Source organism: Pseudomonas sp. LBUM1678, assembly GCF_059695575.1.
The window spans coordinates 2,338,190-2,351,950 of sequence record NZ_CP166775.1 but is presented as its reverse complement, the minus strand read 5'-3'; the positions used below and the strand labels follow the sequence as shown (position 1 = coordinate 2,351,950).

Here is a 13,761-nt window from a genome sequence, read left to right as displayed (position 1 = left end):
GATCTGTGCCTGCCTACTCTTTGCCCTGATAGAGCTGGTGTAGCTCCTGTGGGAGTGAGCCTGCTCGCGATGAAGTCACCTCGGTTTTTCGTGGTGAGGCGAATGACGCCTTCGCGGGCAAGCCTCGCTCCTACAGGGATGGGGTGGTGTCAGCACCCATCCCTGGCTTTACGGTGCCGGTGCCGGTTCAGGTTCGTTGGTCACCCGCAACACCCCCCAAAGCCCGGCGGTGTTGCCGTAGGCGCCGTAGTCGCGGTACAGGTAATCGCCCGGTATCGCGTTGCTGCCCCCGGCGCTCGGGTGCATGAAGCTGAAGTGCGCCGCCGGCAGGATGCTTTCACGAGCGCCGATGTACATCGACATCGGGTTGTAGCCAAACCGCACCGACCCCACCCCTGGCGTGGACATCGGATAACCACCGGTATCGCTCTTCTCCGACTGGAACGGGTTGACCGACCAGACGTGACCGTCCAGTTGGAAGGTCGTGCCGCGACTGCCACCGCTCGGCATCATGATGTGGGTGCGGAACGGTTGCCCCGGTTTCACATACAGCACCGGTGTCTGAGGATCGCCCCCGATCAGCGCATTGCTATACGCCATATGGGCGTTAGGCACGTCACCGTAACCGGCACCGTCGGCGTGCCCGAACGGCGCATCCGGCGCCAACCCGAAGCGGAACCAGATCGGCTCGGCCTTGTAGTTGATGGCCATGCTCGAGTTGTCCTGTGGATCGGTCGGTACACCGAACCCTTCGGCGGCAATGCCTTCCACCGGCCGACCATTGGCCCAGCGGATGTTCAGCGCTTTCTGCCAGACCATCGCAAAGTCGCGGTAAGTGGTCTGCCCTGGCGCCGTGACCGTTGCGTTGGTTTTACGCGCATCCTCAACCCAGGTTGCGCCGACCGGCAGGATGGTCATCGCCCCGCCCAAGCCTTTCTGCGGTTGTTTGATGAGGTCCGCCGGGGTGATATTCAGTCCGCCGAACTCCACCGCCGTGGCGTTGATGTTGTCGACACTGCGGCCCAGTTGCGTGACCGGTTTGCCTTCACGTTCCAGGTGCCCGGCGTAGTACTGATAAGTACGGGTCGGGTACGCGCCGCTGTTGCCGATGCGTGGTGGCACGGTCTGGATCGGGTTGGCGCCGACGTTGGTGCCGTCGGATTTGGTGATGTCGTACGCCAGCAGTTGCGCGTGCAGACCCACGTGGCTCGACGGCCGCATCAGGTTGTTGGTGAAGATGGTCGAGCCCTGGCCATTGTTGCGATCACGCTTGACCAGCCCTTGCATCACGGCAGTCTGGGTGAGGTCGGGCATGACCACAGGCAAGCGGTTTTCCAGGGTGACGTTGATGCAGTCACCCGCCGCTGCGCGCAATACCAGCGGCTCCACCGGTACACCTGGTTTCATTTTGCCGGTAACCGGATCGAGGTCGGATTTGCGCACGTACAGGATCGCGGTCGGATCGTGCAACGGGCCGCTTTGACCGCCGACGGTGATTGTTTCGCCATCTTCAGGATCGACCACGGTGACCTGCGGGATATTCACCGGCCGCGAGTTGAACACCAGGGTGCCACCCGCCGGATTCAACGGCCCACCCACGTGTTGCCCGATGCCGGCCGGATCGCCGATGGTCAGGTTCAACGGATTGCGCAGGATGTCGTTGGCCAGCGCCGCAACCACTTCATAGTTGCGTTGCACGGTCGGCCGGGTGCCGATGCCATTGGGGTTGGCGCTGATTCGAGGGCAGGAACCATCGAATGCCACGGTATTGCGCATGCCCGCTGGTTTAGGGTTGTTCGGCACGGCGAACAGATCGCTGCGCTGGGCCGTGTAGTTGCGCATCACGCCCCAGATACCGTTCCAGTAACCTTCAATGGAAGCGTCCATCGAGTACAGGTAGTCCCCCGTGGTCGCCGCCGAACTGGAAAGCATCGAGACCGGTGCATTGAAGCCCATCTGTTCGGAGATACCGACCATCTGCGACGCGCGCCAGCCGGAGTTGGAGCTGTTGCCGAAGCCGGAACCGCTTTGCAGCCATTTCACGCCGTGCAGGGTCACGTTGTGCTCTTCTTCGTGACCGCCGGCATGCACCCGCAGCCGCACGTTGTCACCGGTATAGGTGCGCAACATCGGGGTGAACGGGTCACCCGGCTCCGCGCCGCCACGGTTGACGTGTGGCGGGAACAGCGTGGTGCCGCCGGTTGGGCCGGTGGCCGCGGTGACCAGGTTAGGCGCCAGGTTCATCGCCGGGATGGCGCGGTCGGTGCGGCTTTGCATGGCGTACGCCAGGTCACCGCCGAGGCCGTCGGCCTGCATGCCGCGCTTGCCGTCCGGGCCGACCTTGTTCGGGTCGTACACCCGCAAGGCCAGCGGTTCGTTGCGGTAGTTGACCACGAACATGCCGGGGTCATCGACCGAGATCGCCTGTGGGCATGGCCGAGTCGGACAACCCGGCACCATGCCGCCCTGCACTTCAATGATGCCGTCGAGCAAGGTGCTGGCGTTGTTGCGCACCGGCGGGTTGATCGCGTAGCGGAAGCTGTCGGCGGTGGCCGGGAAGGCTTGCGGATCAGGCACGCCGTTAGGACCGGCGCCCACATACACACCGGCTTCATAGGCGTGCTGGAAGTCGCTGTATTCGAGGAAGAACTCACGGAAGCTGTCGTTCTTGCCGTCGCCGTCGATGTCACCGGTTGAAATCACCGCTTGCCACGACGTCGGCCCACCGTCCTGGCGCGCACCGCTGTACAACGGCTCGCCGGTTTCAGCGTGGAACCAGGTGGAACCGGCCGGTTCAGCCAGCACGGTGGCGTACAGACCAATCTGTTGGTGAGTCGATGGGCCGAGGTGGTCGTGGGTGAAGATGGTCCCCAGGCCACGGTCGACACCTTTGGCGTTCACCACCGGATCGACAAACCAGCGCTGCATCGCGGTGCGCGCACCCACCCAGTCGGCCCGGCCAAATTGACCGAAGTACGGGTGATTTTTGGCTTTCGGACAGGCCGGGGTGCCGTCACGAGGATCTGTGCCTGTGCACTGGTTGAACTCGCGAATGGCGCGGATGCGTTCTTGCACGGCCCCCGGGGAAAGCACGCCGTCTTCGTAGTTCCAGCCGTTGGCCGAACCGTCGGCCGCCGTCAGGTCCCATTTCGGCAGGTGAATGTGCTGGCCGATCACGTCGGTCGGCGTGCGCACCTGATAGTCGTCCATCTCATAGGTGGCCGGCACCAGGTTGGTTTGCTGGTATTGCACGCAGTCAAAGGTGTTCATGCGCATCACCAAAGGCTCTGGCGGACGCTGCTTGGTGATCACCGGCCAGGCGTCTTCCCACAGCGCCAGGATGCGCGCTTGCGGGAAGTGGTAGCCGACCTTGTTGTAGACCGCATCGAACTGGATGTTCGCCGCTTTGTAGACCCGTGGACGGTCAGCGGTGAACGTCGAGGAACCGGTGTAAGACATGCCGTCGACCCGTTCGCCGCTGGCAAACTCGCCAGTGCCGGCGCTGCTGGTCAGGCGTTTTTGCCGGTCATCCATGCACGGTTCGTAGTATGGCGCGCCGGCAATCGGCAAGGCACCGTTGGTGCGGAAGGCCTTCGCCACGATTTGATTACCGGGCAGCACGGCAAAACTTGGATGGTCTTTTTTGGCGTGGAAGGCCATGGCCGCCTGTTCGACTTCGGTGCCCTCTTCCGGCATGTAAATCGGTTTGGCGCGGGTCACTTCCTTGGAGAAATCCAGGGACGTGGTAATGGTGTTCGCCACGCCACCGGCGGAGAAACCGTCCAGGGAATGACGCCCCAGGCCGCCGTCCCAACCACCGGACGAAGCCGGGTCGAGGTTGGCCCACAAGGCGTTGCCACTGGTTTTCAACGACTGCGCCTTGGCGGCGTCGAGCATGTCCAGCGGTGGGGTTGGTGGACGTTGGCCGACCGAGGTTTCCATGCCGCCGATCCAGAACGGATAGCCAGGGTTTTTCAGGCTGCCGTCGGCATTGCGGTTGGCTTCGCTGCGATCCACCAGGGCCAGGGAACCGATGGCTTGAGCGCCGCCGCTGCCACCGTGATGTTCGCCGTCGTCATCATCGTCATCGTCGTCATCGTTAGCGGCAACCAGGGTTTCGCCGATTTTCGGCACGACCGCGACTTTGCCCGGCATCGGTGCCATGGCTTTGCCTGGCAGCGGCACGACCGCAGGGATCGGTGTACCGGCAACGATTTCGCCATCGGGCAAGGCCCGGGCGCCCGCCGCCGGTTTGCCGCTGCGCAATGCGTAGGGTTCGCTGTGGTAACCGTCAGTGCCTTGTTGCGAGACTTCGAGTTTGGTGCCTTCTTCAAACACGTCGTGTACCCGCCACATGCTCCACATGCCTTGTGCGAAGTGCGGGTAGAAGTGGCAGTGGTAGATCGCATCACCGGCGACGCGGTTGCGGTTACCCGAACCGCCGTTGGCGATTTCATAGGTGTAGCCGGCGCCCGGACCGATGCCTTGGGCATCCACATAGTCGGAATTGTCGTCGTTGGGGTTGAACAGCCACTGATGGCCGTGCAGGTGGAAAATGTGCTGTTCGTGGCCGTTGTGGGTGTTGCGGAATTTGATGAAGTCACCGATGTAGCTGTGGTTGACGTTGGATGGCTCGGATGGATACAGCGCCATGGTCGCCTTGACCCCGATTTGGTCGGCGCGCGGTACCTGCCCTGGAAGAATGCCTTCGAGGCCAGCGTTGGCCGGTACGTCCACCAGCATCGCGACGTCGCCGACGGTGTGCGAACTGAGGAAAAATTCTTCATAGGCGCAGGACAGGCAATCGTGCATCGGCCCGACGCCCAACCGGTTGGCCACCACCTCGGCGCCCATGCCGCCGGAGCCGTAGTTGATCATGAACGAGTCGCGGGTCGGCTCCAGCACGTGGGCCATTACCGGGTCCGCCCAATACGCGGGGAATGCCTGGGTCGCGGCGGTTTCATCCTGGAACTGCGAGGCGAAATCGCGGAACGGTTCCAGCCGATTCGGGATCGCCGGGTTGCGTTTGCCGACGGATTCCAGCGGATAGGTCGACGGCGGGAAGCTGCCGTCGGCGTTGCTGCCCATCACAATCGCGTCGCTTTCGCTGGAAATGATTTCATTGCCGTCGACCATGTTGATGATCGGCGTACCGGCCTTGCCTTCACGGATCCACGGCTCGCGCTGCGGGTAACGCGCCTGGTAATCGACGATCGGTTGACCGGCCGGCGTGCGGCCGGCGCTGGCCAGGCGCATCTCTTCTTCGGTCACGGTGTTGCGGTAGCTGCGGCCGCCCTTGGGCACCACCACCACTTGGCCGAACAGCCCGTTGGCAACGTTGCCCGCATCGCCTTCACCACCGAAGGTCGCACCACGGCTGCTGGCGGCGAATGCACCTTCGCGCTCAGCGAACAAGGTGTAGGAACGGGTGCCGCCGGGGGCGACCAGCGAATTGCCGTTGCGCCCGGTGTACGAGGCGATGTCGTCGATGCTGTTGACCGCTTGCATGCCGTTGACCTGGAAGCCGACATGACGGTCAGCGACCTGCTCATCGACTTTCCAGTCGTCTATTGCACCGATTTCGACTTCACCCTCAATCTCGCCCTCTTCCTCTCCCCCGTCTTCGTGGCTGCCTGGGTTGGCCTGATACGCCAGCAGGTTCTGCAGGTTGATGGTCAGGCAGTCGCCGGCAGCCACACGCAACACCAAGGGCCGCGGACGCTTGTCGGGCCGCAGCGAGACTTTGCCCGGCACTGCCGCGCCGCCCTGGGCCAGGGACACATTGTGGTCGTCGACCACGTCGCGGCGCAGGGCGAACATCATGCCGTTGACGTTCTGCGCGCCGAGGCGGTTGAACATCAGCGGCTGATCCAGCGCCACGACGTTCGCCACCAGATTGCGCTCGCAACGCAGGGCTGCTTCAGCCAGCTCGATGCCGAACATCGACACTACCAACAGCGCAAATTTAAACAGGGTCGGAGCGTACGGTATGCCGGTCATGATCACGGGCCTCGCTGTGGGTGCTCACAGGGAATAATTCTCGACAAATCCCCTTGAGCAATCCGCATGCCATAAAAAATTCAGTTATTTTTCAGCCATTTACAGCAACGATTTAATAACTCGGGGGATATACCCCATTTATTCCCCACTTTTCCGGGTGGATGCCAACCTCCACCCAACAACTCAAATCCCGTAGCAGCTGTCGAGCTTGCGAGGCTGCGTTCGGCTGCGAAGCAGTCGTAATACCTGCGCGCGAGGTTTTCCTGAAATACCGCGTTGCCGGATCTCACGACTGCTTCGCAGCCGAACGCAGCCTCGCAAGCTCGACAGCTGCTACGGGGCGAATGCGGTCTTCGGTCGGTGGTACGGATCGGGTTGCCCCACATATGGGGGATCCCCCCCATCACAGCGGGGCATCCATGGCCAGGCCCTGCAAGCGGCGGTATTGGCGCAAGACACTGGGCACATAACGCTGGGTTTCGGCGAACGGCGGGATCACCCCGCCACGGCTCAGCACCGCTTGTGGCCCGGCGTTGTAGGCGGCCACGGCGAGGGTGATGTCGTTGTCGAACAGGGTCATCAGGCGCTTGAGGTATTTGGCGCCGCCCTGGATGTTGGCTTTGGGGTCATAGACATTCTTCACGCCCATTTCCCGGGCGGTATCGGGCATCAATTGCATCAGCCCACCGGCCCCTTTGGGGGAGGTCGCATCCGAGTTGTAGCGGGACTCTTCGCGGATGACGGCGTGCAACAACGCCGCCGGCAATTCGTTGGCCGTGGCGGCTGCGGAAACCAGCTCCGCATAAGGCTGTCTGGCAATCATCTGGGGCTGCTGATCGAGGCCGACCAGCGAGGATTGGGGCTCGTGAATGACCCGTTCATAGGTGCGGCCGGGACGGTGAACATTGGACAGCACGTAGCTGCCCTTGGCGTCCACGGAAACGAACACATCGGCCTGTGCGACGCTCGTCAGCAACAAACAGCCGAGCAGTCCTGTGGTGAGTGTTTTCATTATTTTGCCTCCCCTGCCCGGCCCCGAAAAATGGGGGTATTGCCCCAATGGCCGGTAGTAAACAAGCCATACGCAAGCACTGTGCCGAAAGCGCAAAGGCCCGTAATACAGGGGTTACAGAAGCATGTCCGGGGGTGAGCATGGCAATTGCATACGCCTTCAAGGCGACCCTTCTGCCGACTGTGTGAGGTCATCATGAATCAGCGTTTGCGTTCCGCCCCGCGTACCCAAAGCGGGTTCACCCTGCTCGAACTCTTAGTCGTACTGGTGGTGCTGGGGCTGTTGGCCGGCATCGTCGCGCCCAAGTATTTCGCCCAACTGGGCCGCTCCGAAGTGAAGGTGGCCAAGGCGCAAATCGAAGGCCTGGGCAAGGCGCTGGACCTGTACCGCCTGGAGGTCGGTCATTACCCGTCGACCGAACAGGGTTTGCAGGCGCTGGTCATTGCGCCCAGCGATGAAACCAAATGGACCGGTCCTTATTTGCAGAAAAAACTGCCGCAGGATCCGTGGGGCCGTAACTACAACTACCGCTACCCCGGCGAAAACGGCGAATACGATCTGCTGTCCATGGGCAAGGACGGCCAACCCGGCGGCGAAGGCGAAAACGCCGAAGTCACCAGCTGGCAATGACGGGGAGTGGCGACCATGCGCTTTCATCTCAAGGCAGTGGGCAAGGCCGGCGTGGTCTCGATGACCGTCGAGGCGCCCGGCCATAGCGAAGCCCGGCGTATCGTCGAAGACCAGGGCTTGCGGGTGGTCAGCCTGCACGTCGAACGGCACTGGCGCGCGTTGCGCCTTCGACAGCGCGAGACCTTCAACCTGGTGTTGTTCAGCCAGGAACTGACCACCTTGCTCAATGCGGGCCTGCCGTTGATCGATGCGCTGGAAAGCCTGGCGGAAAAAGAGAACGCGCCCCAGGCCCGTAAAACCTTGAGCGAACTGGTGCGCCTGCTTTATGAAGGCAAATCGTTCTCCCAGGCATTGGCCCAGCTGTCGGCGGTGTTCCCTCCGCTCTACGTCGCGCTGGTGCAATCCAGCGAGAAGACCGGCGCCGTGGGCGATGCCCTGGGCCGCTATGTCAGCTATCGCCAGCGCATGGACGAGGTCCGGCAAAAAATCGTCAGCGCTTCGATCTACCCCCTGTTGTTGCTGGTGGTGGGCGGTGGCGTGGTGTTGTTTTTGATGGGGTACGTGGTGCCGCGTTTCAGTCTGGTGTTCGAAGGGCTGGGGTCGAACCTGCCGTGGCTTTCGCAAGTGCTGATGAGCTGCGGGATGTTCCTGCACGCCCATCAGGGTGAATTCTTCGGCGGGTTGGCGGCGATCGTCGTCGCGCTCGGCTTCCTCCAGCGCCAACCGGCCTTTCGGCGAGGCGTCGACCGGGTGATCGAAAAACTCCCCGCGGTCCATCAACGCATTTTCATGTACGAACTGGCGCGCTTCTATCGCTCCCTGGGGATCCTGCTGCAGGGCGGCATCCCCCTCGTCACCGCCATGGGCATGGTTCGCGGCCTGCTTACCCCCGCCTCCCGTGTGCGCCTGGACCAGGCCTGCGAACGGGTGCGCGAGGGACAATCGCTGTCGGCCGCGCTGGAACTCAATCACCTGGTGACCCCGGTGTCCCTGCGTTTGCTGCGCGCCGGCGAACAGTCCGGCAACCTCGGGCAGATGATGGAGCGCAGCGCCGACTTCTACGACGAAGAAATCAGCCGCTGGATCGAATGGTTCGTGCGGCTGTTCGAACCCCTGCTCATGACCTTCATCGGCCTGCTGATCGGGGTCATCGTGATCCTGATGTACATCCCGATCTTCGAGCTGGCCTCGAGTATTCACTGACCCGCTGGAACCGGGTCGAGTGGAACGGGGTCGAGTCGTACCGTTCATCGTTCATCCACGTTGCAACTGAATTAATCAACGCGCTGCGGTGTTCACCCATTGAATCGAGCAGCAAGTTGCATTGTTCATCAACGTTCCAACCTGAATAAGAAGACGGAGAACGACATGCACATCAACAAGCTTTTACTGGCAGTAGCTATTGGCGCAGTTCTGTCGGCGTCTACCGTATTGATTCCGGACAGTTTGTCCGGGGTGTCGAGTGCCCAGGCCAAGGAGGGTGGTAGTGGTGGCGGGGGCGGTGGTGGGTCTGGGGGCGGTGGAGGCGGGTCTGGCGGTGGCGGCAATGGCGGCGGTGGCGGTGGCGGTGGCGGTGGATCCGGAGGTGGCGGCAATGGCGGCGGTGGCGGCAATGGCGGTGGTCACGGCGGAAGCGGCAGCGGCGGCAATGGCGGTGGTCACGGCGGCAGCGGCAACGGTGGTAACAGTGGCAGCGGCGGCAATAGCGGCAATAGCGGCAATAGCGGCAGCGGTCACAGTGGCAGCGACCATGGTTCGGGACACTCTGGCAACACCGCTTCATCCTCCTCCGGACGCAGCGGCACACACGCCGAACCGGGTGACGATCATGGCGTTCATCGTTCAGGCGAAGTCGGCCACAATCGTGGGGTTCATCGCTCCGGTGAAATTGGTGACGACCATGGCGTGCATCGTTCCGGCGAAATCGGCGATGACCACGGCGTTCATCGCTCCGGTGAGATCGGCGATGACCATGGCGTGCATGTCGGTGGCGAGCCAGGCGATGACAAACGGACCTGACAAATACTGACCCCCCAACACCCCACATAACCCCTGTGGGAGCGGGCTTGCTCGCGAAAGCGGTGGATCATTCATCATTGATGTCGACTGAACCACCGCTTTCGCGAGCAAGCCCGCTCCCACACTGGATTGTGAAAGTCATACAAAACGTTCTACAACCCACCCTCAACCCGATCCAGCCGCTCGCGCAAAAACTCGATCAACGCCTGCACCGGCCGCGAACTCTGACGGTGCTGGGGATACACCGCCGATAACGTCAGTGGCTGCGGACGAAACTCGTCCAGCACCGGCACCAGCCGGCCATCCTTCAGCGCCGAGCCGACAATAAACGTCGGCAAATACGTTATCCCCATCCCGGCCACCGCCGCATCCTTGAGCAACTCACCGTTGTTGACCCGCATCCTGCCCGTCACGTTGACGGTCAGCGGCTTGCCCTGCCCTTCGAAACGCCATTGCACCTGACGCCCGTGGCCATAAGGCAGGCAGTCATGACTGTGCAGGTCTTCGGGTTTGAGCGGCGTGCCGCGCTCGGCAAGGTAAGCCGGGCTGGCGCAGTACACGCGCTGGATGGAAGCGATGCGTCGGGCGATCAGGGTCGAGTCTTCCAGGATGCCAATACGCAACGCCAGATCGTAACCCTCGCTGAGCAAGTCCACCGGACGATCGCTCAAGTCCACTTCCACCGTGACATCGCGATAACGCTGCAAAAACAACGGCAGCAGGCAACCCAGGTGCGCGAGCGCAAACGACAACGGCGCGCTCACGCGAATGGTGCCGCGTGGCTCGGTAGTCTGGCCGGCGATGCCCTGCTCCACTTGCTCGACTTCACCGAGCAGGCGTAACGCCGACTCGTAATAACTCTGGCCCAGCGGCGTGACGTCCAGTCGCCGCGTGGAGCGATTGAGCAAGCGCACGCCCAGACGTTCTTCGAGCTGCATCAGGCGACGGCTGACGAACTGTTTGGACAGGCCCAATTGATCGGCTGCCGAGGTGAAGCTGCCGGAGTCCATAACCTGGCAAAAAATACGCATATCTTCGAACGGGTTCATTGTCACACCTTGGTTGACAGTCAAACACTTTATAGCCGCTTTTTCCCTTTTGGGCGACCTATTAATCTGTGTCCACGGTGTTGCTGAGGCCTGACCTACAGCGCCAGCAGCGACCTGACCTTAGGTAATAAAACTCTAATTAACTTAAAAGGATTTGCCCCATGAACATCGTCAACAAAACCCTGACCGCCTCCCTCCTCGCCCTCTCCATCGGCAACGCATTTGCCGCCGGCAGCCCGGGTGTCGAACACAACACCCAGGCCTTCCTCGAAGCCCTCGCTGCCGGCGGTGGCAAGCCGCTTGAGCAACTGAGCCCGGAAGAGGCCCGTGCGGTACTGACCGGTGCGCAAAATTCGGTGAAGGTTGATCTGTCGGGTGTGGACGTCAGCGACCGTGCGATCAAGGTCGACGGGCAAACCATCAACCTGAAAATCGTCCGGCCGGCCAAGGTCAAAGGTGAATTGCCGGTGTTCATGTTCTTCCACGGTGGCGGTTGGGTGCTGGGTGATTACCCGACTCACCAGCGCCTGATCCACGACCTGGTGGTCGGCTCCGGTGCCGTCGCGGTGTATGTCGATTACACGCCGTCGCCGGAAGCGCACTACCCGACCGCGATCAACCAGGCCTACGCCGCGACCCGTTGGGTGGCCGAGCATGGCAAGGACATCGGCGTCGATGGCAAACGCCTGGCGGTGGCCGGCAACAGCGTCGGCGGTAACATGGCGGCGGTCGTGGCGTTGATGGCCAAGGAACAGAAAACCCCGGCGCTGCGCTTCCAGCTGTTGATGTGGCCAGTGACCAACGCGCAGTTCGACAGCGGCTCGTACCAGCAATTTGCCGAAGGCCACTTCCTGACCAAGGGCATGATGAACTGGTTCTGGGACAGCTACACCACCGACAAATCCGAGCGTGCGCAGATCCATGCCTCGCCGCTGCAGGCCAGCACCGAACAGCTCAAAGGCTTGCCCGCCGCCCTGGTGCAAACCGCCGAATTCGACGTGTTGCGTGACGAAGGCGAAGCCTACGCCCGCCACCTCGACGCGGCCGGGGTGCCGGTCACGTCGGTGCGTTACAACGGCATGATCCACGACTTCGGCCTGCTCAACCCGCTGAGCCAGATTGCGGAAGTGAAAGCGGCGGTTCGTCAGGCGGCATTGGAACTCAAGACTCACTTGAACTGAGTCCAATCGCCTCGCCACACAGAAATGTGTGGCGAAGCTGCTTGCCCTTGTAGCAGCTGTCGAGCACCGCGAGGCAGCGTTCGGCTGCGCAGCAGTCGTGAAACCTGAATACGCGGTCTTCCTGACAAACCGCATTGCTTGATTTCACGACTGCTGCGCAGCCGAACGCTGCCTCGCGGTGCTCGACAGCTGCTACAGAAATTGAAAGCGATCTCTAGTCGGAGTTTCCCCATGTCCTTTGTCCTCGCCCATCTGTTGTCCTGGAGCGCCCTGTTGCTGGTGATCGACGCCGCCCTCTGGCATCTCGCGCCGTTCAAGCATCGCGTCACGCGGGTTGGCGTGCGGCTGGCGTTGTTTGTGATGTTCAGCGCGCTGGTGATCAATGCCGGTGTGAGCCCGTTGCAGGCGCCGCTGCTGGCCGAGGATCGCGTCGCGCAATTGGGCGCCACGGCGCTGGGGATTCTCTGGTGGTTGTACGCCGCACGGGTGCTCACCGAAGTCATCGGCCTGGTGCTGATGCGCCGAATCGGTCACAGCGGTCGCCTGTTGCAGGACGTCATCGGCGCGCTGGTGTTTCTCATCGCCATCGTCGCGGCGGCCGGGTATGTGCTGGAGCTGCCGGTGAAAGGATTGCTGGCGACGTCCGGCGTCGTGGCCATCGTCGTCGGCCTGGCGTTGCAGAGCACCTTGAGCGACGTGTTTTCCGGGATCGTGCTCAACACCACCAAGCCGTATCAGGTGGATGACTGGATCATGATCGACGGCGTCGAGGGCAAAGTGCTCGACATCGACTGGCGCGCGACCCACCTGCTGACCAGCGCCGGCAGCACGGCCGTGGTGCCGAACTCGGTGGCGGCCAAGGCGAAAATCGTCAATCTCAGTCGGCCGAACAACATGCACGGCGTGTCGATCAGCATTCAAGTGCCTAACCACATTCGCCCGCGTCGGGTGCTGGATGCACTGGAGCGCACGCTTCAAGGCAGCAGCAGTTTGCTGCTCACCCCGGCGCCGAAAGTGGTGCTCAAGGAGGCCGGCGAAACCATGTCCGAGTACGTGGCCAGCGGTTTTATCACCGAGCTCGGCAAGAAAAGCGAAGTGCGCAATCAGCTGTTTGACCTGGCGCATCGGCACCTGGAAGCGGCGGGGATTTCCCGGCAGATCGATGGTGTGATCGAACCGACAACCCGCGCGCGGGCGTTGCTCGACGAAGTGAAGGTCTTCCGTTCCCTGAGTGACGATGAGCGCGATCAAATGGCTCAGTCCATGGTCCCGCAGCAATACGCGGCCGGCCAGGTGGTGCTGGAATTAGGCGAAGTGCCGGACAGCCTGATGGTGATCGCCACGGGGGTGGTCAGCGCCACGGTGCCCGATGGCAACGGGCAAACCGAAGCGGGTCGCATGGGGCCGAGTGAGGTGATGGGTGAACAAAGCATCCTCACCGACACGCCGTCCCAAGCCACCTTCACCACCTTGACCTCGTGCATCATTTACCGGATCGACAAATCCCTGACCCGTGATTGCATGGAGCGACAGGTAGAAGTGGGTCGGGCGTTGAACAAGTTGCAGGCGGTAAGGCAGCAGAACAGCCGGTTGGCGTTGATGGCCACGCCTGTGCAGGTCAGGAAAGGAGGATTTCTGAGCTGGCTGCAAAAACGCCAATCGGTGTAACTGACCACACATTTCATGTAGCAGCTGTCGAGCTTGCGAGGCTGCGTTCGGCTGCGAAGCAGTCGCCAACCTGCGAAACGCTGCTCACCTGATGCACCGCGCTGTCTGGTCTTACGACTGCTTCGCAGCCGAACGCAGCCTCGCAGGCTCGACAGCTGCTACAGAAAGCTCATTCACCAGACAAAAAAATGCCCGCACAGTC

8 protein-coding genes are annotated in these 13,761 nt (G+C 62.0%); 5 read left to right on the top strand and 3 right to left on the bottom strand.

The window, feature by feature from the left end; genetic code table 11:
• Positions 1-168: 168 nt before the first annotated feature.
• Together mnxG and ACA070_RS10740 are read right to left on the bottom strand one after the other, a co-directional pair.
• Positions 169-6,000 carry a manganese-oxidizing multicopper oxidase MnxG gene (mnxG, locus tag ACA070_RS10745; RefSeq protein ID WP_497451086.1) on the bottom strand — a complete coding sequence of 1,944 codons (5,832 nt, stop codon included), beginning with the start codon at positions 5,998-6,000 and terminating at the stop codon, positions 169-171.
• A 403-nt stretch (positions 6,001-6,403) separates the two neighbouring features.
• On the bottom strand, positions 6,404-7,012 hold the full coding sequence (locus tag ACA070_RS10740; protein WP_131059650.1) for a lytic transglycosylase domain-containing protein: 609 nt from the start codon (positions 7,010-7,012) through the stop codon (positions 6,404-6,406).
• 195 nt (positions 7,013-7,207) lie between these two features.
• Here ACA070_RS10740 and gspG point away from each other — a divergent pair, with 195 nt between their 5' ends.
• The 3 genes from gspG to ACA070_RS10725 all read left to right on the top strand — a co-directional run bounded on the left by gspG (position 7,208) and on the right by ACA070_RS10725 (position 9,661).
• A complete protein-coding gene (gspG, locus tag ACA070_RS10735; protein WP_462026603.1) occupies positions 7,208-7,642 on the top strand; it encodes a type II secretion system major pseudopilin GspG in 435 nt (144 codons plus the stop codon).
• Positions 7,643-7,657: 15 nt separating this feature from the next.
• Positions 7,658-8,845, top strand: a complete 1,188-nt coding sequence (locus ACA070_RS10730; RefSeq protein ID WP_109632960.1) for a type II secretion system F family protein — start codon at positions 7,658-7,660, stop codon at positions 8,843-8,845.
• A 165-nt stretch (positions 8,846-9,010) separates the two neighbouring features.
• Complete coding sequence (locus tag ACA070_RS10725; RefSeq protein WP_497451085.1) at positions 9,011-9,661, top strand: hypothetical protein; 651 nt, start codon at positions 9,011-9,013, stop codon at positions 9,659-9,661.
• Positions 9,662-9,813: 152 nt separating this feature from the next.
• Here the strand turns inward: ACA070_RS10725 and ACA070_RS10720 are convergent, their stop codons facing one another.
• Entirely contained in the window at positions 9,814-10,710 is an 897-nt protein-coding gene (locus tag ACA070_RS10720; RefSeq protein ID WP_497451084.1) for a LysR family transcriptional regulator, read from the bottom strand.
• A gap of 161 nt (positions 10,711-10,871) precedes the next feature.
• Here ACA070_RS10720 and ACA070_RS10715 point away from each other — a divergent pair, with 161 nt between their 5' ends.
• Positions 10,872-11,891, top strand: coding sequence for an alpha/beta hydrolase (locus ACA070_RS10715; RefSeq protein WP_497451083.1), 1,020 nt, complete (start codon positions 10,872-10,874; stop codon positions 11,889-11,891).
• Positions 11,892-12,122: 231 nt separating this feature from the next.
• Entirely contained in the window at positions 12,123-13,559 is a 1,437-nt protein-coding gene (locus ACA070_RS10710; protein ID WP_497451082.1) for a mechanosensitive ion channel domain-containing protein, read from the top strand.
• Positions 13,560-13,761: the final 202 nt, after the last annotated feature.

Coding starts and splice junctions, on each gene's coding strand:
- mnxG (WP_497451086.1), bottom strand. CDS start 6,000: ATGACCGGCATACCGTACGCTCCGACCCTGTTTAAATTTGCGCTGTTG.
- ACA070_RS10740 (WP_131059650.1), bottom strand. CDS start 7,012: ATGAAAACACTCACCACAGGACTGCTCGGCTGTTTGTTGCTGACGAGC.
- gspG (WP_462026603.1), top strand. CDS start 7,208: ATGAATCAGCGTTTGCGTTCCGCCCCGCGTACCCAAAGCGGGTTCACC.
- ACA070_RS10730 (WP_109632960.1), top strand. CDS start 7,658: ATGCGCTTTCATCTCAAGGCAGTGGGCAAGGCCGGCGTGGTCTCGATG.
- ACA070_RS10725 (WP_497451085.1), top strand. CDS start 9,011: ATGCACATCAACAAGCTTTTACTGGCAGTAGCTATTGGCGCAGTTCTG.
- ACA070_RS10720 (WP_497451084.1), bottom strand. CDS start 10,710: ATGAACCCGTTCGAAGATATGCGTATTTTTTGCCAGGTTATGGACTCC.
- ACA070_RS10715 (WP_497451083.1), top strand. CDS start 10,872: ATGAACATCGTCAACAAAACCCTGACCGCCTCCCTCCTCGCCCTCTCC.
- ACA070_RS10710 (WP_497451082.1), top strand. CDS start 12,123: ATGTCCTTTGTCCTCGCCCATCTGTTGTCCTGGAGCGCCCTGTTGCTG.